We start from the raw sequence: 25569 nt of genomic DNA on the forward strand, positions 1-25569 counted from the left end.
TGTCCGCCCGCGCCTCCACCTGCCCCGGCCCCTTCGACCGTGCCCACTTCACCGACCCTCACGCGACGTTCCCCGGGCTGCGCGAACAGGGGCCCGTCCGCCCGGCTGGCGCTGCGCGAGGCTGAGGTCCGCTTCGGCCTCACCGATGCGCGGCTGTCCGTCAACAAGGCGCACCCCATCGCGCAACTCCCCCTCGCCATCGCGGAGTCATCGCTGCCGTGACGCTCAAAGACCGGGCGCCGGCCGGTGCGAGGGGGGTGTGAGGCGGGCGCGGCAGGGCCGGTGAGCCCTCCCTCGGCCGTCACACCCTTCGGTCGCGCCGCAGCACCCGCAGGCTGTGGGCCTCCATCGGGAATTCGGCTTCTGCCTTGATCGGCGCGCTGTCCGCGTCCGCCGACGGGTCGGCGGTGTCCAGCACCAGCTGCCACTCCTCGCCGAACGCCGCCGGCGGCAGACGGAAGTCGATGGGCTCCCGGTAGCTGTTGAACAGCAGCAGGAACGTGTCGTCGGTGACCGGCCTCCCCCGAGCGTCGCGTTCCATCGGCTTGTCGGCACAGAGATACACCGCGAGGGCATGCGCGTCACCCCGCTTCCAGTCGTCGTCATCCATCTGGCACGCGTCGGGCCGCAACCAGACCACCTCGGCACGCTCGGGCGGGGTGTCGGGGGTCGGGCCCACGGGGAAGTGGCGGCGGCGCAGTCCGGGATGGGCGTGGCGCAGGGCGACCACGCGGCGCGTGAAGTCGAGCAGCCCGCGCCGTTCGTCATCCAACTCCCAGTCCACCCAAGAGAGTTCGTTGTCCTGGCAGTAGGCGTTGTTGTTGCCCCCCTGAGTACGTCCCAGCTCGTCGCCGTGGGCGAGCATGGGTACGCCCTGCGAGAGCAGGAGGGTCGCGAGCAGGTTGCGTTGCTGGCGCAGCCGCAGCTCCCGCACGCCCCGGTCGTCGGTCTCGCCCTCGACCCCGCAGTTCCAGGACCTGTTGTCGTCCGCGCCGTCCCGGTTGTCCTCGCCGTTGGCCTCATTGTGCTTGCTGTCGTACGAGACGAGGTCGCGCAGGGTGAAACCGTCGTGGGCCACCACGAAGTTGACGCTGGCACGTGGCCGTCGCCGGTCGTGCTGGTAGAGGTCGGAGGAGCCGGTGAGCCGGGACGCGAAGTCGGCCAGGGTGTCGTCCTCGCCTCGCCAGAAGCCTCGTACGGTGTCACGGTAGTGGCCGTTCCACTCCGACCACAGGGCGGGGAAGTTGCCGACCTGGTAGCCGCCGTCCCCGATGTCCCACGGTTCGGCGATCAGTTTGACCTGGCTGATCACCGGGTCCTGCTGGACCAGGTCGAAGAAGGCCGAGAGCCGGTCAACCTCGTGGAACTGCCGGGCCAGGGTGGCCGCGAGGTCGAAGCGGAAACCGTCGACGCGCATCTCGGTCACCCAGTACCGCAGGGAGTCCATGATGAGCTGGAGGACGTTCGGATGCCGCATCAGCAGGGAGTTGCCCGTGCCGGTGGTGTCGAAGTAGTGCGCCGGGTCGTCGTCGACGAGACGGTAGTACGCGGCGTTGTCGATGCCCCGGAACGACAGCGTGGGTCCCTGATCGTTGCCCTCGGCGGTGTGGTTGAACACCACGTCCAGGATGACCTCGATCCCGGCGGCGTGCAGCGCCTTGACCATCTCCTTGAACTCGACGACCTGTTGCCCCCGGGTGCCGCCCGCCGCGAAGCCGTTGTGGGGAGCGAAGAATCCGATGGTGTTGTAGCCCCAGTAGTTCGACAGGCCGCGATCGACGAGGAAGCCGTCCTGTGTGAACTGATGCACCGGCATCAACTCCACTGCGGTGACGCCCAGTTCCTTGAGGTGGTCGATCACCTCGGGGTGCGCGAGGCCCGCGTAGGTACCGCGCAGTTCCTTCGGCACACTGGGGTGACGCATCGTCAGTCCGCGTACGTGCGTCTCGTAGATGACCGACTCGTGGTAGGGGTGGCCCGGACGCCGGTCCCCCTCCCAGTCGAAGCCCCGGTCCGTCACGACGCCGAACATCCCGTGCCCGGCGCTGTCCAGGCCGTTGGGCGCCCCGGGGTTCTCCGGGTCGGCGCTGAGCAGCGAGGGGTCGCCGTCGAGTTGCCCGTCGACGGCGGTGGCGTACGGGTCGAGCAGCAGCTTGGCCGGGTCGCAGCGCAACCCGTCGGAGGGCCGGTACGGCCCGTGCACGCGGTAGCCGTACCTCTGTCCGGGGCCCACCCCCGGCAGATACGCGTGCCACACCGACCCGTCGGCGTCGGTGAGCGGAACGCGTCTCTCGTCGCCCGCGTCGTCGAACAGGCAGAGCTCCACCCGTTCGGCCACTTCTGAGAAGAGGGCGAAGTTGGTTCCGGCGCCGTCGTGAACGGCACCGAGCGGATAAGGACGGCCAGGCCACGTCTCCATGCGCGCATCAAAACACGACAGCCTCGACGGCACTCGCCCGACGCGGCGGTATGGAAGATCCTTGGCACAGGGCCACCGTGCTTGGCGGCAAACACCGACATCGGGCCGGACGTGATGAACCTGCCCAGAGAGCTGCGAGGCGCGCCGGGCGGCCGGGGCCGGTTCAGGCTTCGTCGCGGCGCGTGAGGAAGCCGTCGGTGAGCCTCCGGCAGTGCTGGTGGCCGGCAAGGCGCCACGTCTCGTCGGCAGCGGTTGTCTGTGCGACCCCCTCCTGGAGTTGCGGGAGAGCATGCGCTCGCAGAACAGCGCGCGTGGCAGCCCGATCGCCCACACGAAACGGACCGGCCGGTTGATCTGGTCCTCAGTGATCCGCTCCACCCGTTCGCCCTAGTTGGCAAGCCCATCCGTCTGGCGCGGCGCCAACCACCGCACCTGCCACGGCCACTGACGCCCCAGCCAGTGCCTTTGCAGACGCCTCAATGCCTCGACCCAAGACATAGGGGGCACCCCCGAGTATCACGCACTGTAATCGTTCGGAATGCGCTCCGACGGTGCTCTTGGTTTCCTGAACACACCCCGCTCTCCATAGTCCTGGAGGACTCATGAGCAGCCCAAAGGAATTCGGGGTGCGCCGCATGGAGCAGATGCGCGCCCAGGTCAAAGAACTCGGCCACGCCGCTGACCGGACCCTCGATCCCGAACTGCGTCGGCGTCTCGAAGCCAAGATCCAGCGCCTGCAGCAACAGTGCGAACAGAACACCGCCGCAGAGACTGGGTGACTCGAGCCATCGCGAATACGGCGGTGCTGGTGCGACCGGAGTGCCAATCCTGGCGCAGGTAGCGCCGGCCCCCTGATGCCAGGCCAGGCGGCGTGGTGCGGCCGACTCGCTAGCGGTGGTGGGGCCAGTTCGGGTCCTCCCAGCGGGCGGGGCCGGTCAGGCCGATGAGTCGTATGCCGTCAAGCACGTCCTCCGGAGCCCCCTGGGCCGCAAGCCGCGCAGGAGCGTGACGGACCAGCCAGGCCGCAAGCTCGGTGCGCAGGTCATGCGCGTTGGCCCGTGCGTCCCACGGAAGGCGATCGTCCAGAAGGTCGCACTTCCAGTGGGCCGCCGCGTCGGCCAGGTGCCGGTCGGCAACACGGTCTTCGAGCGCCTCCCAGGTGTCGAGCCACGGAGTGAGCGTGCCCGATGCCTCGGCACACAGCGCGAGGACCTCGTGCGCGGGGACGGCGGGATCCGGTTCGGCGAGGGTGTGAGCCCACCAGGCCCGTAGGAACTCCCACACCGCCGCGTTCTGGTGCGCAGACCACTGCCGCCAGTCGCCGTGAACGAACGAACGGCCGACCTCCTCCATGCCGAACGTGGGCTCTACGAGGCCACTGACCAGCGCCCTCGCGAATTGAGGCAGGATGCGGCGCAGCACCGCGCCGTGGTCCTTCCAGTCGGGAGCCTCCCAGGTGCGGCGCAGAAGGTCTGGGTCGAGCACCACCCCCGGCACCTTCAATTGCGCCAGCTCTTCGTCGCTGCCCCAGTGGCAGTCACACTGGGCCTCGTCGCTGCGGGCGGTCATTCCGCGAAAGGTGACGTCCAAGCCGTCGAGAGCACGTTCGAGTCGGAGCCGTGCGGGAGCGGCCTCGGGGTTCATCATGTCGGCACAGCCTCGGGGGGGACTCCGGTGGCTTCCGCCGACCGAAGATCGCAACCCTACGTGTCCCATCAGCCGTTGTCACGGCCGTCAGCCGATTTCCCGGCGGCCTGTGATGGGCGACCAGCCACAAGATCGGCGACGCGCCCGAGTCATGTGTCCGTCCACGACCGGGCCGTCCAGTATCGGGCCGGACCCCGCCGACAGCCGCGAGCACGCCAACATCCCTCCCCAACTCATCTTGTACGCCTACGCGTTGAGCACGTCAGGCCGGCGGCCGCATGGCCCAGCGGATGGCCCGGGTCATCCCGTGGCCCCCAAGCCGTACGAAGGTGTCCTCCACCACCGGGATGTGCGGCAGCAGCAGCTCCCGCCTGGCCCACCTGGGCAGCAGTCCGACGGCATTCGCGGCCAGGACCCCGTATGCGGGTCGGGCGACCCAGGGCAGCGGTGGTGTGAGCAGCAGGAAGCGCGCCGCCTCGCACGCGGCGGGGGTGGCGTGCAGTTCGGGACGGTAGGTGGTCAGGCGACGGCGCAGCGCGGGCAGATCGGTGGGGGCGTCCTCGGCCCCCAGCGCGCGGGCGACCCGTGCGGCCTCGGCGACGTACCGGTTGCTTCCCTCCTCGCCCAACGGGTGGGCCCCGAACCGCTGATGGGCGCCGAGGAAGCAGTACGCCTCGGCGGTGTACACCCAGGTCAGCAGATGCGGGTCGTCGGCACGGTAGGGCCGTCCGTCGGGGGCGGTGCCCCGGATCCGGGCATGCACGGCACGCACCTCGTCCACCGCGTGCTGAGCGTGCTCCTCGGTGCCGAACGTGGTCACGGCGAGGAAGGTGCTGGTGCGCTGGAGGCGGCCCCACGGGTCGCCCTTGTAGCCGGAGTGACCCGCTACCGCCGCCATGGCCAGCGGGTGCAGGGACTGAAGGAGCAGGGCGGCGATGCCGCCTATGAACATCGAGGCGTCGCCGTGCACCGTCCGCACCGGCGAGTCGGGGGCGAACCAGCGAGGGCCCGGCGTGTCATGGATACGGGCACGGTTGACAGGTCCTTCCGGCCCGGCCACGCGCGAGAAGAGGGCCGATCCGAGTCGTGTCCGTACCGTATCCACGAGCATGAGGCCAGTTCGCTCGCTGGACCGGGGCAGCGGGCGTGGTGCGGAAGACCGGAAGACCGGCACGGGAGGCACTCGCCATATCACGCGCCACACGGAGGGGGCGTCCTGCGACCGGGGGCTACCAGCGCTCGCTGCGCACCGCTCGCTGCCCCACCGCTCAGTGCTGCGAACGCTCGGCCAGTGTCGTGTAACCGAATTGCAGGACGTCCGCCACGGCAAGAGCGCTCAGCGCTCCGGTCACTGTGCGCGTGGCTTCCGGCCAGACGGTCCGGGCGCCGGTGAACGTGGTCACGATCCATACGCTCAGGCAGAACGGGCAGCTGAGCAATTCGCCCACCGTATGACGGCCCGGCTCCTCGCACGGGCTCTCGTTGAGCTCGGCGGGAGCGCCGGAGTCGTCCACCTCCGTGAACGGGGCCCGCAACGGGCGCGTCACCGTCGCCTTGCCGATGAGGCGGCTGAGCCGAAACGTGGCCGTCGCGGTGAGGAGCAGGTCCCACGGGTCGGGTGAGGCCGGCAGAGGCCGTCCGCGCCGACGGTGCACGACGGCCCACCCCGCCGCGTACCCGGCGAAACCGATCATCGCGCCCAGGTGGCCGCCATGGGACCGCATAGCTTGCAGTGGCCTCATCGAACTGCCTCGTTCTGCCGCTCGGGCACTCGTACGTCGTCGTGGATTCTGTGCAGCATCCCTACTGCCGGGGCGCTTACCCGGACCCGCCGTGCACACGCACGGACGGAGCGCATTCCGCGCCATAGGGGTGGGCGGAGGCGGGCGTCGCACCCCGTGCGGGGTGCGACGCCCCGGGGGTCAGACCCTGGCGGGGAAGCGTTCCCAGACGCGGTGTGCGCCCAGGAGTTGGCTGACCTGTTCGAAAGCGGTGTCTGCGGTGTCGGCGCGGACTACGCCGGGTGCGTCGGCGGGAATGCCCGCGCCGGGCAGAACGGCGTCGGCCCCGGCCCAGACAGCGAGGGCCTTGCCGTGACGGAAGGCTTCGTTCAGGAGGAGCAGAAGCCGGGGGTCGGTGGGTGCGGGGTTGGCGTCCGTCTTGGCGTCCCGTGCGGGGAAGGCGTCCGCGCCCACGGCCGGAACGCCGGCCACAAGGATCGCGTCGAACTCGATCGAGCGGGCCGTGGCGAAGGTGCGCTGGACCGTGATCGCGTCCTCCCCCGCTCCGATCGTGCCTCCGGCAGGAGCGATCACGAGGGGAACCATGCCCGCGGCGAGGACCGCCTCGCGTACGGACTTGACCCCGTCGAGGTCGGCGTCCGCGTCGGCCACGATGCCGATGATCCGGCCGTCGCAGGGCCAGACGCGTCCGAGCTGGGAGAGGGCGGGGCTGGGTTCAAGGTCGGCGAGCTGCCCGGCCGCGGCCGGCGCGGGGAGTCCGAGACCGGCTGCGACCTGCTCGCACAGCTGCGGGTCGATGTTGGCGAGCACCCGCAGGGCGCGCTCCTTGATGGCCTGTTCGTAGCACTTGCCGAGTTCGAAGGTGTACGCGGCGATGATGTGCTCCCGCTCGGGCGGGGTCATGCTGAGCCAGAACTGGCGCGGCTGGCTGAAGTGGTCGTCGAAGGAGGCCGGCGCCTCGCGGACCTTGCGGCTCTCCGCCACCGGCGCGGGCACCTCGATGAACGCTCCGGTGTCCGCTCCGGCGACGAAGGGGCAGCCCCCGTCGAGGCTGTTGGGGCGGTAGGGGGCGACACCCCGGTGCACAGCGGTCTGGTGCATTCCGTCGCGAAGCATGTCGTTGACGGGAGCGTGCGTCCGGTTGATCGGGAGCTGACCGAAGTTGGGGCCGCCGAGCCGGGTGAGCTGGGTGTCGACGTAGGAGAAGAGACGGCCCTGCATGAGCGGGTCGTTGGTGACGTCGATGCCCGGCACGAGGTGGCCGACGTGGAAAGCGACCTGTTCGGTCTCGGCGAAGTAGTTCGACGGGTTGGCGTTCAGCGTGAGCAGACCGATCGGCTGAACCGGTGCGAGTTCCTCGGGGACGATCTTCGTCGGGTCGAGGAGGTCGATGCCCTCGAAGGTCTGCTCGGGAGTATCGGGGAAGGTCTGGATGCCCAGTTCCCACTGCGGGAAGGCGCCGGCCTCGATGGCGTCGGCGAGGTCGCGCCGGTGGAAGTCGGGGTCGACTCCCGCGGCGATCTGCGCTTCCTCCCAGACCAGGGAGTGCACCCCGAGCTTGGGCTTCCAGTGGAACTTCACCAGCGTGCTCACACCCTCGGCGTTGACGAGCCGGAAGGTGTGGACGCCGAAGCCCTCCATGGTCCGGTACGAGCGCGGGATGCCGCGGTCGGACATGTTCCACAGGGTGTGGTGGGTGGCCTCGGTGTGGAGGGTGACGAAGTCCCAGAACGTGTCGTGGGCGCTCTGGGCCTGCGGGATCTCGCGGTCGGGGTGGGGCTTGGCGGCGTGCACGACGTCGGGGAACTTGATGGCGTCCTGGATGAAGAAGACCGGGATGTTGTTGCCCACCAGGTCGAAGACGCCTTCTTCGGTGTAGAACTTCGTCGCGAAGCCCCGCGTGTCGCGCACGGTGTCGGCGGATCCGCGGGAGCCCAGGACGGTGGAGAACCGGACGAACACCGGTGTCTCGGCGTCCTGGGCGAGGAAGGCCGCCTTGGTGACGTTGGCGGCGGTGCCGTAGGACTGGAAGACGCCGTGCGCGGCCGCCCCTCGGGCGTGCACCACGCGCTCCGGGATCCGCTCGTGATCGAAGTGTGTGATCTTCTCGCGCAGATGATGGTCCTGTAGCAGCACCGGGCCCCGCGGCCCCGCCTTGAGCGAATGGTCGGTGTCGTACAGCCGCGCACCCTGAGCGGTGGTCAGATACGCCCCGCTCTGCGCCATCCGCGCCTGCTCCGCCCCCGTCGGCTGGCCGGTGGGACTGACGGTCTCGGGGCCTCGCTGGTCCGGCTTGGGCGGCAGCGGTTCGGTCGGCGTGGTCGGTTCCTCGATCGCCGGGGAGACCGGGGACGGCTTCCCCGGAACCCCGTCCTGCGGGCCGCCGTCGCCGTCGCGCAGGGTGTCCACGACCTTCTTCGCCGCTGCCTTGATGGGATTCTGTTCGTTCACTCTGGCTCCTCGATGCGTACAGGATGGGCCGAACAAAAGCTTCTAAAGATAGACATATCGGCCCAGCGTAGGTTCGCAAGACGGCGTGTCCCCCGCGTTCCGCGCCTTACACCTTTGGGGAGTCGTTGTGGCCGAGATGGACGTCCTTCCGTACGGGAGGGCCTGGCTGAAGGCGGCCATGGTGGAAGACGGACCGCCCCCTGCCGGGTTGCCGACGCCGAGCACCCGGGTGGCGGCTGTCAGCGGGAGCCGCCCGACGCCGCCAGCATGAGTTCCCTGACGCGGTCGAGGTACTTGGGCACGCCCGCCACGGCTTCCGCGGTGTCCGGCATGCTGACCACCAGGTCGACGCGGTCGGGGAACCAGTTCAGCCACAGCGACACCCCGGCGGCACTGTCCGGGCCGGTCAGGACCCTCGCGTCCGCGCCGAGGTAGTCGCCGGCGCCCGGAGCGGACCGGGCGTCCACATAGGACGCCATGGGCGGGATGCTGGGGATGCCGTCGTCCGCCCCGTCGAGAAGCAGTTCGAGTGCCCGGTGCAACGGCACGTCGTATCCCTCGCGAGCCCGCTGGAAGGCCTGCTGCGCGACGGGAATCGCGTCGGCGAGCCGGGGCGAGGCGGACAGCCGGAACGAGAGCGGCACAAGATTGACGAGCCAGCCGTGCACGTGGAGCAAGCGAGGGTAGGCCCTGGTCGATACGGCTGTCAGTGCGCGGTAGGCGTCGTGCCCGGTGAACTCCCGCTGTACGAGCGCCAGGGCGGCGAAGAATCCCGCGGCGAGCCCGCCCCCGTGCCGGGCGCACTGAGCGCGGAACGCGCGTGCCTCGGCGTCCGTGAACACCGGGTACTCGAACCGGGTCGCGGACAGCAACTTGCCATGGCGGTTGCCCAGTTCGACCGGGAAGGCGGGGAACCCGCCGTCCTCGACGGCCAGGAAATCCGACCACGCGGCGAGCTCCGGCGCGGCTTTCGTCAGCGATGCGGAGCGCTGCGACTCATGGCGGTTGTGGTCCAGGTAGCCGGGCACCGAAGGCAGGTCGACCGGGGCGCCGGTGCGGGCCGCGTCGTAGCGGGCACGGAGTTCGTGGAAGAGCAGCGTCAGCGAGTGGCCGTCGGAATAGGCGTGGTCGATCGCGAAGTACACCGTGGATGCCGTGTCCCGTCGGATCACTCCCGCCAGCATTCCCAGCCGGCTCACCGCGGTCTGCTCGTCGATCCTCCGGTGCACATGGGCGCGCAGGTCACCCGAGTCACCGAACTCGCCCACGTGCACCGGGCGCATCGTGAGGGACTCGGGAGGTATGCGGAAGCCGACCAGGTCCTCGGTCTCCGGCTCGTACCAGGCGTGGAACGCCTCGTGTCGGCGTACGAGTCCCTGCCACGCGTGGGTGAGGGCGTCGATATCGGCCCGGCCCTCCAGGTCGAACGCCATTGCCACCCACGGCGATTGACGCCTGGCAGCGGCCCGCTGGGCGGCCGCCAGGCGGAGGTGCGCCCGCTGGAAGTGCGACGCGGGAACATCGTGCCGCACTGGAGCACGGTCGCCGGCCGGCCGGAACTCGACCACTTCGCCGGGATCGGGCCGCCAGGCGAGGATCTCGGTCATGCGCACAGTGGGTCTCCTTCTCCTTGGGGAACGGGCGGGCCGGCGGGCGAAGGTACGGCTTCGGCCGCCCGGTGACCCTCGGCCACGCGGGAGGCGGTGGCCGCGACGGCTTGGACGAAACGCCCGACGCCGGATCGCGCCACAGCCGTGTCGGGAAAGCGCGTCGACAGGTGCACTCCGCGGTCGCTCCTGGTCAGCCATACGTACACTTCGGCGGGGCTGTGGATCCGGCTGCGCAGCATGGCGTCCCGCTGGTGGGGCGGGCTGCCCGCCACGCGGCGTACGTCGAGGTAGGACACGACGAAGCGGGGATGGATCTCCGTGCGCAGCATTCGGCTGATGTGGGGCAGTGAACTCTCCGGCCCCGGTCCCCGGCGGCGTAGTTCGGCGGCGGCGAGGGCGACGGTGCCGGCGAAGTCGGCCCCGGGAGCCGCCGGGATCCGCACCGGATGCAGGCCGACGAACCAGCCCGGCGCCGACCGCCACTTGCCGGGCCGGGTGTTGGCGAGGCTTATCAAGGACAGGCACCGCTCGCCGGACACCCTCGCCGTGGCAAGAGCGAGGCAGGCGAGCAGCCCGGCCGCGGTCGTGCCCCCGGCCGCCCGTGACGCGGCGGCGAACCTCGTGGCCGCCGGGCCGTCGAGCAGCCAGCGGTAGGCGCTGCGCTGGGCGTTCGGTGACTCGGGGGCCCCGAGCGGGAGGGGGAAGGCGGGCGTCCTGCCGCGCGCGTCACCGAGCAGGGACCGCCAGGGGGCGGTGAGTTCGGGCTCGGCCGCCGGCGGAACGCTCACCGTGGTGCGTTCCTCGGCGGCGCAGTCCAGTGAGCGCTGACCGTTCGGGTCCTGCGCACGTCCTTCGAGGGCGTCCCGGATCTGCCCCGGGATCATGGCCAGCGTGTAGCCGTCCATGACGCCGTGGTCCGCGCCCAGGAAGACCGTCGTTCCGTCGGCGCCCTCGACAGTCGCGAAGACCACGTGCGGCCAGCCCAGTGGCTGGGTGTTCCGGTCGAAGAATGCCTCGATCTGCCGTTGCACCGAGGCGCCGTCGGCGAAGGTGCCGACGTCCTCCTGCCGGAGGCTGACGGCGCTCGCGGGAAGCGTTCGGCGCATACAGCGCCCAGGGGCCGGTATCAACCTGCTGCGCAGATGCTCGCAGCCGCGCAGCCAGGCCGAGAACGCGACACCCATGCGAATTCGGCCGGCCCGGCCCACTCCGAACGACACGCCGATCCAGGCCGGAGCCACGTGGCTCGGCCCCCACTTCGCGGCCGTACGCACGTGGTGCTCGTGGTTGAGCGCGGGCGGCCGGGCGTCGTCCGTCCAGGCCGAGGCTGCGGCGGTCGGCGTCCAGAACACGAGTCGGCCGGCGGGCACGGTACTGCCGCCCAATTCTGTGAATTCCAATGACTTACCGATCCGACACCATGGGACGTCGACCTTTCAGCACCATCACGATTCTCCCCTCGACAGATCCTTCATACGGCCTGCGAGAAGCTACCCGGGCTCGATGAAATGACAATGAAAGGAGGTGTTTTCGCTGATCACCAAGGCGCCCGGGGCGCCTTCGATGACATTCCTCTTGTTATGCGTCCAAGCGCGCTGCTAGCGTCCTCATCGCTATCGGAGAGCACCGCCGATTCCGCACCGTTTCATTCATTTGAACGGGCCGACGGAGGACAATTCATGAATGTAGGAGCAAGCACCGCATCCGACCGTTCCGTGGGTGGCGAGGAACCGTCCTCGGATTACGCCGCACTGCGTCGCGACCCGGAATACGCCGAGCTGAACCGCGCGCTGCTGGACCTGGTCCCGGCCGGCTCCGAGCGGGCCGTCCTCGATCTGGGGTGCGGGGACGGGGCCGTGAGCGAACAGCTGTTGTCGCGCGACCCTGCCATGACCCTGATCGGCGTGGACCCCGACCCGGCCCTGCTGAAGGCGGCACGGGCTCGGCTCGGCGATCGCGCCCGGTTCGCCGAGGGCGAGGCCTCCTCGGTCTCCCGACTGTTCCCACCAGGCACTTTTGACGTCGTCGTCCTGGCCAACTGCGTTCATCTGGTTCCGGACCTCGCCGCGGCGCTCGGCGCGATCGGGCAGGTCCTCAAGGGGGACGGACGCCTGGTGTTCAACTCGGCGTTCTACTCGGGCGCGGAGACGGCGGCCGACCTGCCGAGGTACGCCGAGTTGGTCGGCACGGCCCGCAGCACCGCCCGCAGGCGCGGGCTCCCGTTGACTCGCGCCGCCGCGGGGCGGCCTTCCGGGCTGCGCAGGACCGCCGGGGAGTACCGGGCAGCCCTTGCGGCGGCCGGGTTCAAGGCCGTAACCACCGAGCGGGAATTCGTCCTCGGCTCACGTTTCCTCGCCGCATTGTGTTCCACTCCGATGTTCGCGACCGCCGCACTGCCAGGAGTCGAGCGGCACACCGCCGCGGAACTGCTCACCGAAACGCTGCGAGAACTGCACGAGCGGGCCCCGTTCACCATCACGCGGCGCTGCGTCTACTTTTCGGCCACCCAGGCGTGAATCGCCCGACGAAAGGACACCGTCATGACTGAGGTATGGAACGTGGTCACCCGGGCCATCGCCGGAATACGGCCGGACCTCGGCGAAAACGGAACGGCCATCACCCGTGATTCCGCGCTGTTCTACGCCGCTGAGACCGGACAGCCGGTGCTCGGTCTCGATTCCATGGAGGCGCTGGAACTGATCACCGTCCTGGAGCAGGAATTCGGGGTTGAGCTGGCGGACACCGGCATCCGGATCGCCGACCTGCGCACGGCCGGAGACGTGGCCGACGCCATGGCGGGAGCCCTGTGACACCGCAGGGGGCGCGCCGGCGCGTGCTGGTGACCGGCATCGGCGTCGAGTCGTGCGCGGGCTCCACACCGGACGCGTTGTGGGAGGCCCTGTCCACGGGGCGTTCCGCGATCTCGCCACTGGAACTCGAAGCGCCCATGCCCTGCCAGGTCGGTGGCGTCATCGGCGCGTTCGATCCCCGCGAGCACATGTCCGCCCAGCAGGCCCGCCGCACCTCGCGCTTCCAGCAACTGCTGTTCGCCGCGGCGATGAAGGCCCGGGAGGACGCGCGGCTGCACACGGCACCGGAAGCCCTGTACGTCGGCACGGGCGGAGGCGGGCTCGACGAGACAGCACGCCTGGTGACCGTGATGAACCGCAGCGGGTGGCCGCGCATGGACCGGCTCGGGCTGCTCCGCCTGCTGCCCAACCAGGCGGCCGGGCTCGTCGCCCAGGAGCTGGGCATCGAGGGCCAGGTGCTCACCCTCTCGACCGCCTGCGCCGCTTCGACGGACGCCATCGGAGCGGGTCTGCGCGCGGTGCGTGACGGCCTCGCCGATGTGGTCCTCGTCGGCGGCGTGGAGAGCTGGCTGGACACGCCGGCTCTGGCGTCGTTCCGTCTTCTGGACGCGCTGTCCTTGCGGCCCGCGGCGGAGGCAGCGGTCGCGTCCCGGCCGTTCGACCGCGATCGCGACGGCATGGTGCCGGCCGAGGGCGCCGCCGTTCTGGTCCTGGAATCCGAGCGGTCGGCACTGCGCCGCGGCGCGACCGTGCACGGCGAGGTGCTGGGCGCCGCGTCCACCTGCGACGCACACCACCCCGTGGCACCGCGGGCGGACGGAGCGGTGGCGGCCAGGACGATCGAGCTGGCCTGCGCCGACGCGGGGCTCGATGTCTCGGCGGTGGACCTGGTGAGCGCGCACGGCACCTCGACACCGCTCAACGACCGGGCCGAGACCGCGGCCATCAAGCGGGCGTTCGGCGCTCACGCGCGTCACGTGGCGATCACGGCGCCCAAGTCGGTGATCGGCCACGCGTGCGGGGCGTGCGGAATCCTGGAGAGCGTGGGCGTGTTGCGCGCCATCCGGGAAAAGTACGTACCGCCCACCGCCAACCTGGACAACCCCGATCCCGGATGCGACCTCAACTACACCCCGATCGTGGGCCATCCCGCCACCATCGACGTCGCCATCAAGCAGAACTTCGGGTTCGGCGGCCACAACTCGGCGGTGGTGTTCGGGGCCGCCTGAACCGGACGCGCCGGGTCACTGTCATCCATGCGCCCCCATCCGACCGGCTCGCCCCGCGCCCGGAAGGGGGCGCCCGGCATCGTCCCCGCCCGCTGTCGCCCGCGCGGGGCACACCGCCGCTACAGCGGACCGGATGGCGGTGAATTCGGCACCCCCCGAACCTGACAGCGGTCCGCCCGGCGCCCCAGCGGCGTCGGTCGAGCCGCGATCACCGCCGACCGGTCCCGGCATGCGGGCCAACCCCGCGGCGCGGCACGGCAGTTGAAGCCGGTGCCGGAACTTGCCGATCCAGATGGATGCGGGCCATACCGCGATGTGCCCCGCCCGGCTCCTGCGGGATCCGGTCCCGGAGCGGCGGTCCAGCAACCGGGTGTTGTGGTGCAGCAGCCACGGCCCGAGCTCGAGCACGGCGAGCGCCGCCTCGACCACCAGGAACGGCCACAGCACGCGCGGGACGCCATGAGCCAGCGCGTATGCCATCCATGTCGCGAACAATGTGCGCGCGATGCCGTCGAGCAGTCCGTGCACCGCCAGTGGCCTGACGGCTCGCAACGCCGCACAGATGACCACGACAGACAGGCGACGCACTCCGCTAAGCGCCCGACACCGCCGAGCCATTGTCCGCACTGTTCGAGGAAAAGATCCACGTCGTCGACGCCCACCTGGCCGAACTCACAGCCCTGCGCACCGAACTCACCGAACGCGTCGGAACAAAATGCCCACTACAGCCCATCCCCCAGCCCCACTGAATCCCGAACGCTTCACACGCAGACAGCGCCACACTCGAGCAACCGCCCGTGGCCCGCGCGGCGCCGGCCGAGCGGACGGGCGGGCGGGCGGGGTCCAGTGTGCGATCAGGCGCGGCGGACAGCGGCGCGCCGCCGTGCTGCCGTGCTGCCGTGCTGCCGTGCTGCCGTGCTGCCGTGCTGCCGCGGACATAACGCAGCTATCTAGGTTGCGTTCCTACCTAGATGGTGATGGGATACACCCATGGCCGCAGACCGCAGATCCAGCTGGCTCAAGGGCGTCCTCGACCTCCTCGTCCTGTCCTGTCTCACCGGAGGCGAAAGCTACGGATACGAGATCGCCAAGGCACTCGCCACCGCAGGACTCGGCGAGATCAAAGGCGGAACGCTCTACCCCGTGCTCAATCGCCTTGAGGAAGCCGGCCTGGTGGTGGGCGAGTTCCGGGCGGCCGAACGCGGGCCGGGACGCCGCTACTACCGGCTGACCGACGAGGGGCGCCGGGCACTGGCCGAACAGGGCGATTCCTGGCGGGAGTTCCACTCCGCCGTCACCACCATGCTCACCAGCACACGTCCAGGGGGACCGGAATGAACACCACATACTTCGCCGAACTGAGCCGACACCTCACGGCCCGCGGGATGCCGGATCAGGAGGTCGCCGCCACCGTCGCCGATCTTTCCGGGTACCTCGCGGAGTCCGGATCACCCGACGCAGGCGAGGAGTTCGGGGCGCCGGACGTCTTCGCGGACCGGCTCACCCACCGCGACAGTGGCGAACGGCCGGGCGCCGGGGACGAGACGTGGAAGTGGACCAGCGACATCTACACCGACCGCCTGCTCCTGAACCAGTACGGGACCGAGGGCTGGGAAGTCGAGGGGATCGACTTCGCGGGCCGCTTCGTGTGCCGCCGCAGCCCCGGGACCGTGATGCGCTGGGAGTACCGGCGCGAGATCACGCAGGGCGCGAAGGTGCGCGAGGCGCTGACCGCCGAGCTCGCCCCGGACGGCTGGGAAGTGTGTGGCCGCTGGCTCTACATGACGTACTTCAAGCGACCGCTCGCAGCGACCGACGGCCCGGCCGCCGAACTGACCCACACGCCCGCCCCACCGGCCCGCCACGTGTTCTTCAGCGCCAAATACCGCGGCCTGATAGCCATGTTCGCGGTGTCCGTAGTCCTGCTCGTGCTCGGCATCGGCTTCGACGTCATCGACCTGGACCGACCTGGCGTCCACTACGGAATCCTGGCCGCGGCGGCCGTGGGCGGGCTGGCCGGCTGGTACGGGGTGAAGCGGGACATCACCCGCGGCACGCAGAGCCCGCACCACGCGAAGCAGTGACCGAACCCTAAGAATCTGTGCCGCCGAGCTTGTCCCTCTCCCCGGCGAGCTATCCGGGCATCCCTTCAAGGATGCATTCGGGCACGACCGGGTCGCCAATCCGCCGGGCCAGCTCGGCCCAGCGCAGCCGCCGCCAGCCGGGGCCCGGGTAGTGGGCACGACCCACGCCGCCTCCCGTGGCGATGCCCACGGCGTCCAGATCAATGCCTGCAACCTCGCGCCGCTGAACACTCCCGTCGGCCAGTCGCGCCTGATGGTACTCGTGGTACGACACGTCGGCCGGCCCCTCCTCGTGCTCATACATGGCGTTGAGCACCCACACGGCGTCAGGCATCGCCGGGGGCATGAACCCGGTGATGCCATCGCCGCAGAGCTCCAGCAGCCAATCGGTGGCCTGGGCGGGCGCGAGCGGCCACAGTTCTGACATCAGGTTCGATTCTTCGGACATACGTCCATGATCCCAAACGCGCACCGTCCCCACTAAGGGCCGATACTCCGCCGCCCGATTGCCACCAACGCCAACGCTGACGGGCCGATGCCGCTCCGGAAGTGGCGTCCGGTGAAGGGTGCGTGTCCGCTAGTCGTCGGTCGCATGGGACAGCGCTTCGGCGATCAAGCGCGTGGCGAAGTCGCGGTCGTCGGTGACCCGGTTGATGTGCTCCGCGAGCAGGAGCGCGGTGGCTTCGAGAGGAGTCATCTCCTCCGCGGTCCAATAGCCGTACTGCTGGCGCCACAGACGGGGGCTCAGGCCGGTGCCGGCGGCGACGAGCAGGCCGGCCATGGTGGGGATCGCCTCGGGGCGGATGCTCCTGGGCATCATGCGCATGGTGGCCACGACGCTCGGCACCACGTACTCGATGACATCCTTGCCCTGGGCTTCGTGGGCCTCCCTCAGCCACTTCATGAACATGAAGATGAGCGTGCAGGTGCCGTCCAGCAGGTCGTCGACGCCCTTGGGACCGAGCGAAGCGGTGAACTGGTCGGTGAGCTGCCGCTGTTGAGGGTCGCTCTCGGTCTTGCCGTCGTGGATGCCTCTGAGCTGAGAGTCGATCACCATGAGCGCTGCGCCCACATCACCGGCGGGAGCGTTTTTCGGGTCGCAGGACGATGACACAGAACCCTCCTCGGATGACCGCGGTGAGTAGTGCGGCGTGTCTGCACAGTAGTCCCCCGACCAGGCCGACGTCTGGCGAATCCCAACCCACTCGGGGCGACCTCGGAGCTGACGGCGCGGGAGGACGTCGGCTGGGGCGTGCCACGACCGCCAGTCTCTACTCGCGACTGGCGGCCGTGACGGTAGCCGCAGCGGTGAACGGGCGGTGCTGGAAGGCCGGTTGTTCGAGTAGGTGGAAGTCGAACGTGCCTCAAGGACTGCGCATACCTGCACCGCCAGGAAATCGGACTCCGCTGCACCACCCCCGACAAGGCCGACCAGGCTCGCAACGGCCGGAAGCCCGGCTCCCGCGTCGGCCCCCACCATGTTTCGACCCGGTTGACTACCGCGATCGCCCTGCGGTCGAGTGCGGGTCAACCGCCTTGAGAGGCACCGCGCCGCCGCCACGCGATACGACAAGTCGGCAGTCTGTTACGAGGCGACCGTCTTGGTCGTGGCCATCAACGAATGGCTGCAATCAGGGCACGTGACACACGGCGGCAAGGAGTCCGCGAGCGTGGGAGTGCGGTCACTCCCCGACTGTGTCGAGGAGGATCTGCGCCAGTTCGCGCGGCTGGGAGAACATCGGCCAGTGGCCGGTGTCCATCTCGATCAGTTTCCAGTCTTCGCTGACCAGTAGCTTCGCCACGTCATCACTTGGCTCGGGGTCACCGAGCGTGCACTTGATGTACGTCCCCGGGACGTCACCGAGCGGCCGTTCCAGCACGGCGGGCTCCGTCAGTGTCGCTCCCGGATGCGGCGTCGAGCCGCGCACGATCCGTGCGATGTGTTCATCGGTGAGACCGTGGCCCTCGAAGTGGGCCGCAGGCGCGACCGGCCAAAAGCCCCCGTTCTCGGCGATCACTGCCTTCACCGCCGCCCCGCCATCCGGCCAGGAGGAGACGAACGGTTCGCCATCGGCCGGAATGCTGGAGTCGACGAAGACCACGCCTGCCAGCCGGTCGCCGACCCGCCCGGCGGCCTGGCCGACTGGAATGCCCGAATAGCTGTGACCTACCAGGACGACGTCGCGCAGATCCTGACGTTCGATCTCGTCAACGATGTCCTCAACATGGGTCTGCTGTGTGGCCGGCACGCCTTGCTTCTCGGCGAGACCGGACAGCGTCAGAGGGTGGACACCGTGGCCGGCCGCTGTCAGATGCGGTACCACCTCATCCCACGCCCACGACCCAAGCCTCGCACCTGCAACCAACACATAATTCGCCATGGCCGCACCATAGCCAAGCGACCCAACAGCCGCTCCAGAAATACTTTCGGCACATGTCCTGGCCCCACGACCTGCAAAACCCCGCGCAGGCGTCCAGACCGAACCAATGGGCTCGCGTTGGACGTGTCGTGGTGTCACGAGACAGGTGCCGCCGGACCATGTCCCGCTTGAGGACAGCCAGGCGCCCAGGCGGCCGGTCGGCCGACGCCCCCGGGTCTCACCGGACCTGACCCTGCCACCGCCCCCGCCCCGTTGGGCTCAGTTCACGGCCTTCTTCACCAGGGCGCTGATGAACTGTTCGTCGGCCGCGGTCAGCTCCTTCAGGGCGTACGAGGTCGCCCACATCGCGCCCTCGTCGAGGGCGGCCAGATCGCTGAAGCCGAGCGTGGCGTACCGCGACTTGAACTTCTCCGCGCTCTGGAAGTGGCAGACGACCTTGCCGTCCCTGGCATACGCGGGCATCCCATACCAGAGCTTGGGCTCGAGGTCGGGAGCGGCGGTCTTGACGATGTCGTGGATCCGCTCGGCGAGGATCCGGTCGGCTTCCGGCATCTCGGCGATCTTCGCGAGCACGTCCTGCTCCGCCGCCGCTGCCTTCTCCGCCCGGGATGCACCACGTCGCGCCGCCGTCTTCTTCTGCTCGCGGGCGTGCTCCTTCATCGCGGCCCGCTCCTCGGCGCTGAATCCCTCGTACTTCTCCGCGGACTTCTCGGCGTTCTCGGCGTTCTTGGGGGACGACGTCGCGGACGGCAAAGCGGTTTCCTCTCGTTCAAGATGCGTCAGGGCGGCGCTGAAGTGCAGTAGAAGTACGGGGAGTTGGGGAGAAATACGGGATGAGAAGTCAGGACGCTGTGGGGGCGGGCATCGCTGCGTGCTGCCAGGTGAAGCCGTCCGGGTCGGTGAAAGCGTCGGCGGGACTGCCGAGGACGATGCAATGGGAGCCGGTGCCCTCGGCCGGGACTCCGAGGTCCTTGGCCAGAGCGCGGCGCTTGTACAGCGCCAGCTTGACGCAGGCGGACCGGCCCGGGGCGAACTCCGCATACTTGCCACCGAAGCTCTTGGCCACGGTCATGCCTCGGCTCACGTAGAACTGCTTGGTGGCCTTCACGTCCTCGACACCGAGCAGCAGGACGACCTCGTCGATTTCGCGGATGGCGGGCCCGGTGTCCTTCTTCGCCGAGGTAGCGATCTTCCAGATCGTCCCGTCCGGCGCCTGGACGACGCCGCCGTAACCCCACAGCGACTTCGCGGCCGGCTTCAGCACCGTCGCCCCGGCGGCCACGGCAGCGGCGACGAACCCGTCGACGGTGGAGGGCCCGGACACCGTGAGCGCCAGGGTGAAGCCGCGAAACCCGGTCGAGGGAGCCTCGGACGCCCGCACGTGTACGTACGCGTCCACTCCGAAAGCTCGGTAGAAGCGTCGGGCGGCATCGGGGTCGGCCACCTCGAGAGTGACGGACGCGAGGGTGGTGTGGGCTGCGGTGGAAGCGGTGGTTGCCATGTCCCTCACGCTAGGGGCTGAGCAGCGATCGGGGCTTCTCGATTCCTGCCCGGTTCCACCACCTGCCCATCCGTGCACATGGCATCCCCCTCCACCACGACCACTGACCGTCCCCGTCCTGTGCCGTCTCCTGCACGAAATACGCGCCCTCGCCCTGCCCATCAATGCTCCGTCATGTGGGGACGGGCTGTCGCTGGACAATCCGCGTGCACCCCTTGATCAGGGTGGTGAACACTGTGCTGATGAGCTTCACAACCTCCCCCACAGCACAGGAGCGAGCCCTTCGGCATGTAGCGGCGCTGGCGTCGGGCCCTCCGATGGACCCGACTCTGCGGGTGACCCTCAACTTCCACCCGGACCGTCTGCTCCGTGGCACGCCGATCCTGGAGGCCATGGCCGAGAGCGGCGTCTACCACTCGCAGTTCATCACCGGGACCAGCAATGGTGGCCTGACAGCGCATCCCGGCGGCGACCGGTGGCGCTGGGAGAGCCGGATCTTCGGCGGGGCGTACGACGAAGCGACCGCTCTTGAGCGGCCCGTATACGGAGCATTGAACTTCCGTCGCAAGCCGGTCGGTGGGGCGCCGCGGTTCGGCTCGGCCCACTTCCGGCTGACGGCCGAGACCCTGTCGCGGAGCACGTTTTGTTACCCGGACAGCTTCCTGGAGCCGTCGCATTTCGGTGTCGCAGCCCGCATGGGGCTTCTCGATCTTGCCCTTGCCGATGAGCAGGACGAGCTGGACGACTACATCGAGGCACAGGTGCACGGGCCGGTCCGCTTGCAATCGGTGGCGGAGGCGCTGGTCCTGGACCCCTGCTACCGAGGCACGACGGTCGAGGACGCGGCACTGCGTCTTGGCTGCCCGGTGGAGTGGCACCCGGGCTTCCGACTCGGGGTTGACGAACTCCGTCGCCACCCCGGCTACCGCGGCGAAGAGTATGTCGACCTGGGCTCGCGGATCGCGGTCGACGGCACGCTCGATCCAAAGATCGTCGGAGACGCTGCGCGCGCCGGCCTCTACGACCCCCAGGCCGTCAAGAAGGTGTGGCACTACCTGGCGCGATTCGGCTCTCTCTGGAGCGCCACAGACAGCCCGGTGGGCCCGGCCCCGGCCCCGGCCCCGAAGGAGGAGGCCGTACTCGATGGCCTTCGCTGAGGGGCTGGTGCGGGCGGGACTGCTCATCTACCGGCGGACCGCCGAGATCAGGCCGCCTGGACGCTCCTCGTGCTGCGGCGGGGTGCTGATCGGGCGCCCGTACGCGGCAGAGCGTTCGCGCAGGGTGTAGCTGTCGGCCTGCCAGCCGTGGCCGGCCAGCCAGCCCACCGGATCGTCGGGCATTTCCGAGATCCACATGGATGCCGCCGTCCCCGGCACGGCATCCGCGCCGAAGCGCTCGATCACGCCGCGCGAGCCCAGCGTCAGGCCCATCCAACTGCCTGGTGCCGACTGCGCACTCGTACGGGTCAGCAACAGCTCCACCGCATCCTCGGGCAGGTAGATCAGGAGTCCTTCGGCGATCCACACGGTTGGCAGCGCGGGGTCGTGACCCGCGGCGGCCAGCGCGGCCGGCCAGTCCTCACGCAGATCCACCGCGACCGGGATCCGTTCGCACCGCGCGACGGCCCCCTCTTGGCGCAGCACCGCGGCCTTGAAGTCCAGGGGGGCGGCGGTGTCGACCTCGAACAGCCGGGTGCCCTCGGGCCAGTCCATCCGGAAGGCTCGGCTGTCCATGCCGGCACCCAGCAGCACGACCTGCCGAACTCCGGACGCGCAGGCCTGCCGCAACAGATCGTCGAGGAACCGCGTCCTGATGACGATGGAGAACGAGACGGCCAGCCGGCGCCGGCGCGCGCCTTCGTCATCGGACACGTGCGGCGAGGATGGCCACAGGCCGCCCGCGGCGGCGAATGCCTGAGCCAGTGGGTCCCTGAACAGTGCGTCCTTGCGCTCGGTCTCCAGCGCCCGCACCCTGGCCACCCCCACCGCGGTGGCCCACACGCCCGACGGCTGCGCCTGCTGCTGCTCATGAGTCACTTCGCCAGCCTAAGTGACGGACTCAGCGGGCGAGCCAGCGGCGTGGGTCTGGTCCGAGGCGCGGCCCGCGGGGCAGCGGGCCAGCGGATCAACGGCCCGGGCGACCGGTAATCCGGCGGCCAGCCAGTCAGTCAGCCAGCCGGTCGACGGGTGTCCCTCCCTCCGATGGCCACCCCGCGCACAGGGCGGTCGCAGGCCTCGAAGGTGCCCGGGCGCTCGATGCCTCGGACCAGGGCCGGTCCCACGCTGGATCACTACGGGCCGGTGCGGGCGCGCCCCGTACCGCTGAGTTGTCGCCGGCCACAGCAGTCACGCGAACGACGGCCACCGGTCGGCGGCCCACTCCCGCCAATCCACCCAGCCGGGCGGCGGGCCTGCGACCATGCGGCCCTCCAGCTCTGCCGCATCGGGCTCCTCGAAGTGGGCCCGCCCGCTCAGGATGTCGGCTTCGGACATCGGCAACGTCTCCTCGGGGGCGGTCGCCCAGCGATGGGCGATACGAGCGCGTTGGGTCGCATCGTCCACCGGAAGGTAGACCATGCGGACATACGCCCCCTCGGCCTCCGTCAACCAGCGGATCGCAGACCGTTCTTCCCGCGACCAACAGCCGTAGTCCACAACGACGTTGGTGCCGAGTCTGACCGCCTCCAAGGCGAGCCAGAGCATCCGCCCCTCCAGCACGTCGCGCTTCCCATCCGCCTCCGCGTCGCCGAAGAGGGGAATCATCCAGTCGTCGGGCGTAAGGCGCAGCGCGCCGTGCTCCGCGGCGAGCTGCCGAGCACGCGTGGTCTTTCCGGCCCCTGGCAGGCCGACCATCAGAAACAACGTGGTCACGCCCAGATCGTGGCAGGCAAGCCAATAAGCCCACCACCGTTTTTATCGGCCCGACCACGGGCCGAGCTCCGGGGGAAGATCTTTGCTGTGCGGCCATTCCAGCACCCGGCACGGTCTCCTGGGAGCGTGGGCCGGGAGTGGTCGGGTGGCTGGTGCACGCCAAACCAAAGGTACCTACAGGGACTTGGGCAGCCTCGGGCACAACTCCCGGTAACCCACGGTCAGTTGCATGAGCAGGGCTCAACGGGCCTGTGACCCACCAACGTTGGGGGTGGCTGTGAGGATGAGACGCAGGATGTCCTCCATCTCTGTGCGGCTCGGGGGCTCGCTACCGGCGAGGGTGCTCAGGCTCAGCCCGTTGGCGGCCATGGAGGCGGCGCGGGCCGTGAGCGGATCGACGTACCGGGAAAGGGCGTTCACGGTCAGTTCCATGTACCGGTCGGCGATGGGCCGGAGCGCTGGGCGACGCATCGCGGCCACGTACAACTCGAACTCCATGACCTGCTGCCCGCGGTCTGTCGCGACACTGCTCAGCAGAGCGTCGGCAAGGAGTACGGAGAGCTGGTCAGGCGTGAGCTGCGGGCGCTGGGCCACCCACTCGTCGAGGTAGGCGGCGAAACGGTCGACGGAACGTTGGAGCGCGGCCTGGATCAGGTCGTCCTTGCTCGCGAAGTGATACGTCGTCGCACCCAGCGGCACACCGGCCTCCGCGGCCACGGCCCGGTGGGTCAATCCCTCGATACCGCGAGCGGTGATCACCCGCTCCGCAGCGGCCGTGACTTCCTCGATCCGCGCCTGTGGATCGTATCGGCGCCGGTCGGCGCCTCCCTGATTCGGCATGTCCGCACCCTTCCCAAGATCCCTGCTCGCGAAGGGAGAGGTTGCTTGCTGAACAATCGTATCAATTTTCCCCGGAAGCAGCAGGCGCGGCGACGCGGCAGCACCTGTGCCCCGGTCCAGCAGAATCCCCGCTGCCGTGTCGGCGACATGCGCCCGTCCAGCCGTCGCAGCGGGTACGGGATGCATAGCCTCATATCCGACATAAGGGGATCTATGGACAGAGGTGCGATACATATGTACTAATTGATGGGTGGGTGTCGGGCCGCCCGCCCGAGGCGATCAATCACCGGCACAAGGACCCGTGAATACGCCCCGGACACCGTCGACTGCCTCAAGGCGCACCACTGACCACCCCGGCCGTCGCTCCCCGCTCCCCTCACCGAAGGAGTCCGCAATGAAGACCACGAAGATCGCAGTCCTGGGTACCGGCGGCGGTGGCCGTGCGCACGCCGCCAAGCTGGCAGAGCTCGGCCACGAGGTGTACGTCGGAACTCGGGACCCCGGGGTCACCCTGGCCCGTACTGAGCCCGACATGATGGGCAACATCCCCTACAAGCAGTGGCTCGCCGACCACCCCGGCATCACCCTGCTCTCCTTCGCCGAGGCCGCGGCCGCCTCCGACGGGATCGTCATCAGCGGCATCGACGGCCACAACGCCGTCGCCGCCCTCACCGCCATCAGTGACCAGCTCACCGGCAAGACGCTCATCGACTACGCCGTCCCCTACCTCTACGGCGCCGAGATGGAACACCCCTGGCCCACCCCCTGGGGCACCATGCCGAAGATGGACCCGTGCGACACCGACAGTCTCGGCGAGCAGATCCAGCGCGCTCTCCCGCGGGTGAAGGTGGTCAAGTCCTTCGTCACTCAGGAGCAGGAAACCGTCGTCGACCCCAAGTCCGTCGGCGGCGGTGACCACACCATGTTCGTCGCGTCGGACCACGCCGATGCCAAGCGGGCCACCACCGACCTTCTCACGGCATACGGGTGGACCGACGTCCTGGACCTCGGTGACCTCATCGCCTCCCGGGGCATGGAGATGTACGCCCACATGCACAGCGCCATCGGCTTCGCCCTTGGATTTGGCACCCAGTTCGGCATCAAGGTCACCCGCTGATGCTTCCTCCCCTCGTTGAGTGAGTGGAGGTCTGTCAAGAGCGATTCGGTGAGGGGAGATCGATGCAAGCCGCGTGTACCGGCGCTCCGGGCATGGGCGTTCTCTCGTCAGCGCAGTACGAGCAACGGCTGGTCGCGTCGGGTGTGCAGCTGCCACAGTTCGTCGGCCACCGCATCCGGTTCGTGGCGAGCGCCGGGGCCGATCGGTCCCACCACTGTGAGCTGAGCGGCATACACCCCGGCGTCGCCGAGCGCGTCATGAAGCATGCGGACGTACGCCGACTCGGCCGCGTAGGCGATACCGGACACCGCGCGGTCGCGGTGCGGTTCGACAGCGGCGCCGCCGGTGGTGAACAACAGCGTGCCGCGGCCGCGACGACACATGTCGGCGGTCACCGTCCGGACCGCCGCCGTGGCGGCGACGACGCTGAGAGCCAACGCGTTCGCGACGTCCTGCGGTCCCGTGTCCAGTACTGGTTTGATCCACTCCAGGCTCGGTCGGGGGCTGAACAGCACCACCTCCGGAGGCCCGAGTCGCTCGCGCAGCGCGCCGAGGGCGGCGGACAGCGCATCTGCGTCGGTCACGTCCGCGGTCGCGGTGGCCGGGGCCGTGATCGTTGGCGGGAGTTCCGTGGTCAGGCGGGCCGCCAACTGCTCCAGGCGTTCGGCGTCACGTGCGATCAGGCCGACCGGATGCCCTTCCCGACCGAATCGGCACGCCGCCGCGGCACCCAGCCCGGCGCCTGCCCCGATCACCACCAACGCCCCTTTCGATGCGGGGATGTTCGCGTTCGCTATGCCGCTGTCGTCCTTCATTCCTGCTCCCCATCCGTGCTGTTGGCATCCCTGTTCATGGCATCCCTGCTGAC

Annotated in this window: 27 protein-coding genes; 10 read left to right on the top strand and 17 right to left on the bottom strand. The window is 69.4% G+C overall.

What is annotated here, in order from left to right; genetic code table 11:
- Positions 1-39 precede the first annotated feature (39 nt).
- On the top strand, positions 40-222 hold the full coding sequence (locus N4G70_RS12880; RefSeq protein ID WP_261712723.1) for a hypothetical protein: 183 nt from the start codon (positions 40-42) through the stop codon (positions 220-222).
- A gap of 79 nt (positions 223-301) precedes the next feature.
- Here N4G70_RS12880 and glgX read toward each other — a convergent pair whose 3' ends face one another.
- Positions 302-2419 (bottom strand): glycogen debranching protein GlgX, encoded by a 2118-nt coding sequence (glgX, locus tag N4G70_RS12885; RefSeq protein WP_261712724.1) that lies wholly within the window; start codon positions 2417-2419, stop codon positions 302-304.
- Positions 2420-3021: 602 nt separating this feature from the next.
- Between glgX and N4G70_RS12890 the strand changes: the two genes are divergently transcribed.
- Positions 3022-3198, top strand: coding sequence for a DUF6381 family protein (locus tag N4G70_RS12890; protein WP_261712725.1), 177 nt, complete (start codon positions 3022-3024; stop codon positions 3196-3198).
- A 109-nt stretch (positions 3199-3307) separates the two neighbouring features.
- On the opposite strand, the gene N4G70_RS12895 is transcribed toward N4G70_RS12890, so the two are convergent.
- From N4G70_RS12895 to N4G70_RS12920, 6 genes are all read right to left on the bottom strand, one after another.
- Positions 3308-3988 carry a hypothetical protein gene (locus tag N4G70_RS12895; protein ID WP_261712726.1) on the bottom strand — a complete coding sequence of 227 codons (681 nt, stop codon included), beginning with the start codon at positions 3986-3988 and terminating at the stop codon, positions 3308-3310.
- A gap of 340 nt (positions 3989-4328) precedes the next feature.
- Positions 4329-5177 carry an oxygenase MpaB family protein gene (locus tag N4G70_RS12900; protein WP_261712727.1) on the bottom strand — a complete coding sequence of 283 codons (849 nt, stop codon included), beginning with the start codon at positions 5175-5177 and terminating at the stop codon, positions 4329-4331.
- A 157-nt stretch (positions 5178-5334) separates the two neighbouring features.
- Positions 5335-5808 carry a DUF1360 domain-containing protein gene (locus N4G70_RS12905; protein WP_261712728.1) on the bottom strand — a complete coding sequence of 158 codons (474 nt, stop codon included), beginning with the start codon at positions 5806-5808 and terminating at the stop codon, positions 5335-5337.
- Between the two features lie 180 nt (positions 5809-5988).
- The gene (locus N4G70_RS12910; RefSeq protein ID WP_261712729.1) at positions 5989-8259 is read right to left on the bottom strand and encodes a catalase; all 2271 of its coding nucleotides are present in this window, start codon (positions 8257-8259) and stop codon (positions 5989-5991) included.
- A 239-nt stretch (positions 8260-8498) separates the two neighbouring features.
- Entirely contained in the window at positions 8499-9866 is a 1368-nt protein-coding gene (locus tag N4G70_RS12915) for a condensation domain-containing protein (RefSeq protein ID WP_261712730.1), read from the bottom strand.
- On the bottom strand, positions 9863-11254 hold the full coding sequence (locus tag N4G70_RS12920; protein WP_261712731.1) for a hypothetical protein: 1392 nt from the start codon (positions 11252-11254) through the stop codon (positions 9863-9865). Before N4G70_RS12920 ends, N4G70_RS12915 begins: the two co-directional genes overlap by 4 nt.
- A gap of 294 nt (positions 11255-11548) precedes the next feature.
- On the opposite strand from N4G70_RS12920, the gene N4G70_RS12925 reads away from it, so the two are divergent.
- From N4G70_RS12925 to N4G70_RS12935, 3 genes are read left to right on the top strand one after another with little or no spacing between them, the layout of a single operon-like run.
- A complete protein-coding gene (locus N4G70_RS12925; RefSeq protein ID WP_261712732.1) occupies positions 11549-12385 on the top strand; it encodes a trans-aconitate 2-methyltransferase in 837 nt (278 codons plus the stop codon).
- 24 nt (positions 12386-12409) lie between these two features.
- Positions 12410-12679, top strand: a complete 270-nt coding sequence (locus tag N4G70_RS12930) for an acyl carrier protein (protein WP_261712733.1) — start codon at positions 12410-12412, stop codon at positions 12677-12679.
- A 23-nt stretch (positions 12680-12702) separates the two neighbouring features.
- Positions 12703-13908 carry a beta-ketoacyl synthase gene (locus N4G70_RS12935; RefSeq protein ID WP_261712734.1) on the top strand — a complete coding sequence of 402 codons (1206 nt, stop codon included), beginning with the start codon at positions 12703-12705 and terminating at the stop codon, positions 13906-13908.
- Positions 13909-13929: 21 nt separating this feature from the next.
- Here N4G70_RS12935 and N4G70_RS37140 read toward each other — a convergent pair whose 3' ends face one another.
- Entirely contained in the window at positions 13930-14436 is a 507-nt protein-coding gene (locus N4G70_RS37140) for a hypothetical protein (protein WP_399035235.1), read from the bottom strand.
- Positions 14437-14525: 89 nt separating this feature from the next.
- On the opposite strand from N4G70_RS37140, the gene N4G70_RS12945 reads away from it, so the two are divergent.
- The 3 genes from N4G70_RS12945 to N4G70_RS12955 all read left to right on the top strand — a co-directional run bounded on the left by N4G70_RS12945 (position 14526) and on the right by N4G70_RS12955 (position 15992).
- Complete coding sequence (locus N4G70_RS12945) at positions 14526-14657, top strand: hypothetical protein (protein ID WP_261712735.1); 132 nt, start codon at positions 14526-14528, stop codon at positions 14655-14657.
- Positions 14658-14898: 241 nt separating this feature from the next.
- A complete protein-coding gene (locus N4G70_RS12950; protein ID WP_261712736.1) occupies positions 14899-15246 on the top strand; it encodes a PadR family transcriptional regulator in 348 nt (115 codons plus the stop codon).
- Positions 15243-15992 carry a hypothetical protein gene (locus tag N4G70_RS12955; RefSeq protein WP_261712737.1) on the top strand — a complete coding sequence of 250 codons (750 nt, stop codon included), beginning with the start codon at positions 15243-15245 and terminating at the stop codon, positions 15990-15992. The genes N4G70_RS12950 and N4G70_RS12955 overlap by 4 nt, the downstream gene beginning before the upstream one ends.
- A gap of 49 nt (positions 15993-16041) precedes the next feature.
- On the opposite strand, the gene N4G70_RS12960 is transcribed toward N4G70_RS12955, so the two are convergent.
- From N4G70_RS12960 to N4G70_RS12980, 5 genes are all read right to left on the bottom strand, one after another.
- Complete coding sequence (locus tag N4G70_RS12960; RefSeq protein WP_261712738.1) at positions 16042-16440, bottom strand: hypothetical protein; 399 nt, start codon at positions 16438-16440, stop codon at positions 16042-16044.
- A gap of 129 nt (positions 16441-16569) precedes the next feature.
- The gene (locus N4G70_RS12965; RefSeq protein ID WP_261712739.1) at positions 16570-17106 is read right to left on the bottom strand and encodes a hypothetical protein; all 537 of its coding nucleotides are present in this window, start codon (positions 17104-17106) and stop codon (positions 16570-16572) included.
- Between the two features lie 568 nt (positions 17107-17674).
- Positions 17675-18373 carry an alpha/beta fold hydrolase gene (locus N4G70_RS12970; RefSeq protein ID WP_261712740.1) on the bottom strand — a complete coding sequence of 233 codons (699 nt, stop codon included), beginning with the start codon at positions 18371-18373 and terminating at the stop codon, positions 17675-17677.
- 258 nt (positions 18374-18631) lie between these two features.
- The gene (locus N4G70_RS12975) at positions 18632-19033 is read right to left on the bottom strand and encodes an iron chaperone (RefSeq protein WP_261712923.1); all 402 of its coding nucleotides are present in this window, start codon (positions 19031-19033) and stop codon (positions 18632-18634) included.
- A 181-nt stretch (positions 19034-19214) separates the two neighbouring features.
- Entirely contained in the window at positions 19215-19874 is a 660-nt protein-coding gene (locus tag N4G70_RS12980; RefSeq protein ID WP_261712741.1) for a glyoxalase, read from the bottom strand.
- 242 nt (positions 19875-20116) lie between these two features.
- Here N4G70_RS12980 and N4G70_RS12985 point away from each other — a divergent pair, with 242 nt between their 5' ends.
- Positions 20117-21031, top strand: a complete 915-nt coding sequence (locus tag N4G70_RS12985) for a DUF3626 domain-containing protein (protein WP_261712742.1) — start codon at positions 20117-20119, stop codon at positions 21029-21031.
- A 27-nt stretch (positions 21032-21058) separates the two neighbouring features.
- Here N4G70_RS12985 and N4G70_RS12990 read toward each other — a convergent pair whose 3' ends face one another.
- The 3 genes from N4G70_RS12990 to N4G70_RS13000 all read right to left on the bottom strand — a co-directional run bounded on the left by N4G70_RS12990 (position 21059) and on the right by N4G70_RS13000 (position 23584).
- Positions 21059-21874 carry a class I SAM-dependent methyltransferase gene (locus N4G70_RS12990; RefSeq protein ID WP_261712924.1) on the bottom strand — a complete coding sequence of 272 codons (816 nt, stop codon included), beginning with the start codon at positions 21872-21874 and terminating at the stop codon, positions 21059-21061.
- A 345-nt stretch (positions 21875-22219) separates the two neighbouring features.
- Positions 22220-22744 carry an ATP-binding protein gene (locus N4G70_RS12995; protein WP_261712743.1) on the bottom strand — a complete coding sequence of 175 codons (525 nt, stop codon included), beginning with the start codon at positions 22742-22744 and terminating at the stop codon, positions 22220-22222.
- Positions 22745-22984: 240 nt separating this feature from the next.
- A complete protein-coding gene (locus N4G70_RS13000; RefSeq protein WP_261712744.1) occupies positions 22985-23584 on the bottom strand; it encodes a TetR/AcrR family transcriptional regulator in 600 nt (199 codons plus the stop codon).
- 394 nt (positions 23585-23978) lie between these two features.
- Here N4G70_RS13000 and N4G70_RS13005 point away from each other — a divergent pair, with 394 nt between their 5' ends.
- Positions 23979-24701: an NADPH-dependent F420 reductase gene (locus N4G70_RS13005; protein ID WP_261712745.1), complete on the top strand. Its 723-nt coding sequence runs from the start codon at positions 23979-23981 to the stop codon at positions 24699-24701.
- Positions 24702-24808: 107 nt separating this feature from the next.
- Here the strand turns inward: N4G70_RS13005 and N4G70_RS13010 are convergent, their stop codons facing one another.
- On the bottom strand, positions 24809-25516 hold the full coding sequence (locus N4G70_RS13010) for an SDR family NAD(P)-dependent oxidoreductase (RefSeq protein WP_261712746.1): 708 nt from the start codon (positions 25514-25516) through the stop codon (positions 24809-24811).
- Positions 25517-25569 lie beyond the last annotated feature (53 nt).

It is taken from the genome of Streptomyces sp. ASQP_92, assembly GCF_025399895.1.
Lineage (GTDB): Bacteria > Actinomycetota > Actinomycetes > Streptomycetales > Streptomycetaceae > Streptomyces.

Bases quoted from the DNA above. Each gene is read 5' to 3' on its own strand.
- glgX (WP_261712724.1), bottom strand. From the start codon at position 2,419: ATGGAGACGTGGCCTGGCCGTCCTTATCCGCTCGGTGCCGTTCACGAC.
- N4G70_RS13010 (WP_261712746.1), bottom strand. From the start codon at position 25,516: ATGAAGGACGACAGCGGCATAGCGAACGCGAACATCCCCGCATCGAAA.
- N4G70_RS12890 (WP_261712725.1), top strand. From the start codon at position 3,022: ATGAGCAGCCCAAAGGAATTCGGGGTGCGCCGCATGGAGCAGATGCGC.
- N4G70_RS12915 (WP_261712730.1), bottom strand. From the start codon at position 9,866: ATGACCGAGATCCTCGCCTGGCGGCCCGATCCCGGCGAAGTGGTCGAG.
- N4G70_RS12925 (WP_261712732.1), top strand. From the start codon at position 11,549: ATGAATGTAGGAGCAAGCACCGCATCCGACCGTTCCGTGGGTGGCGAG.
- N4G70_RS13000 (WP_261712744.1), bottom strand. From the start codon at position 23,584: ATGCCGAATCAGGGAGGCGCCGACCGGCGCCGATACGATCCACAGGCG.
- N4G70_RS12970 (WP_261712740.1), bottom strand. From the start codon at position 18,373: ATGGCGAATTATGTGTTGGTTGCAGGTGCGAGGCTTGGGTCGTGGGCG.
- N4G70_RS12955 (WP_261712737.1), top strand. From the start codon at position 15,243: ATGAACACCACATACTTCGCCGAACTGAGCCGACACCTCACGGCCCGC.
- N4G70_RS12975 (WP_261712923.1), bottom strand. From the start codon at position 19,033: ATGAAGGAGCACGCCCGCGAGCAGAAGAAGACGGCGGCGCGACGTGGT.
- N4G70_RS13005 (WP_261712745.1), top strand. From the start codon at position 23,979: ATGAAGACCACGAAGATCGCAGTCCTGGGTACCGGCGGCGGTGGCCGT.
- N4G70_RS12950 (WP_261712736.1), top strand. From the start codon at position 14,899: ATGGCCGCAGACCGCAGATCCAGCTGGCTCAAGGGCGTCCTCGACCTC.
- N4G70_RS12900 (WP_261712727.1), bottom strand. From the start codon at position 5,177: ATGCTCGTGGATACGGTACGGACACGACTCGGATCGGCCCTCTTCTCG.
- N4G70_RS12895 (WP_261712726.1), bottom strand. From the start codon at position 3,988: ATGACCGCCCGCAGCGACGAGGCCCAGTGTGACTGCCACTGGGGCAGC.
- N4G70_RS12960 (WP_261712738.1), bottom strand. From the start codon at position 16,440: ATGTCCGAAGAATCGAACCTGATGTCAGAACTGTGGCCGCTCGCGCCC.
- N4G70_RS12930 (WP_261712733.1), top strand. From the start codon at position 12,410: ATGACTGAGGTATGGAACGTGGTCACCCGGGCCATCGCCGGAATACGG.
- N4G70_RS12905 (WP_261712728.1), bottom strand. From the start codon at position 5,808: ATGAGGCCACTGCAAGCTATGCGGTCCCATGGCGGCCACCTGGGCGCG.
- N4G70_RS12980 (WP_261712741.1), bottom strand. From the start codon at position 19,874: ATGGCAACCACCGCTTCCACCGCAGCCCACACCACCCTCGCGTCCGTC.
- N4G70_RS12985 (WP_261712742.1), top strand. From the start codon at position 20,117: ATGAGCTTCACAACCTCCCCCACAGCACAGGAGCGAGCCCTTCGGCAT.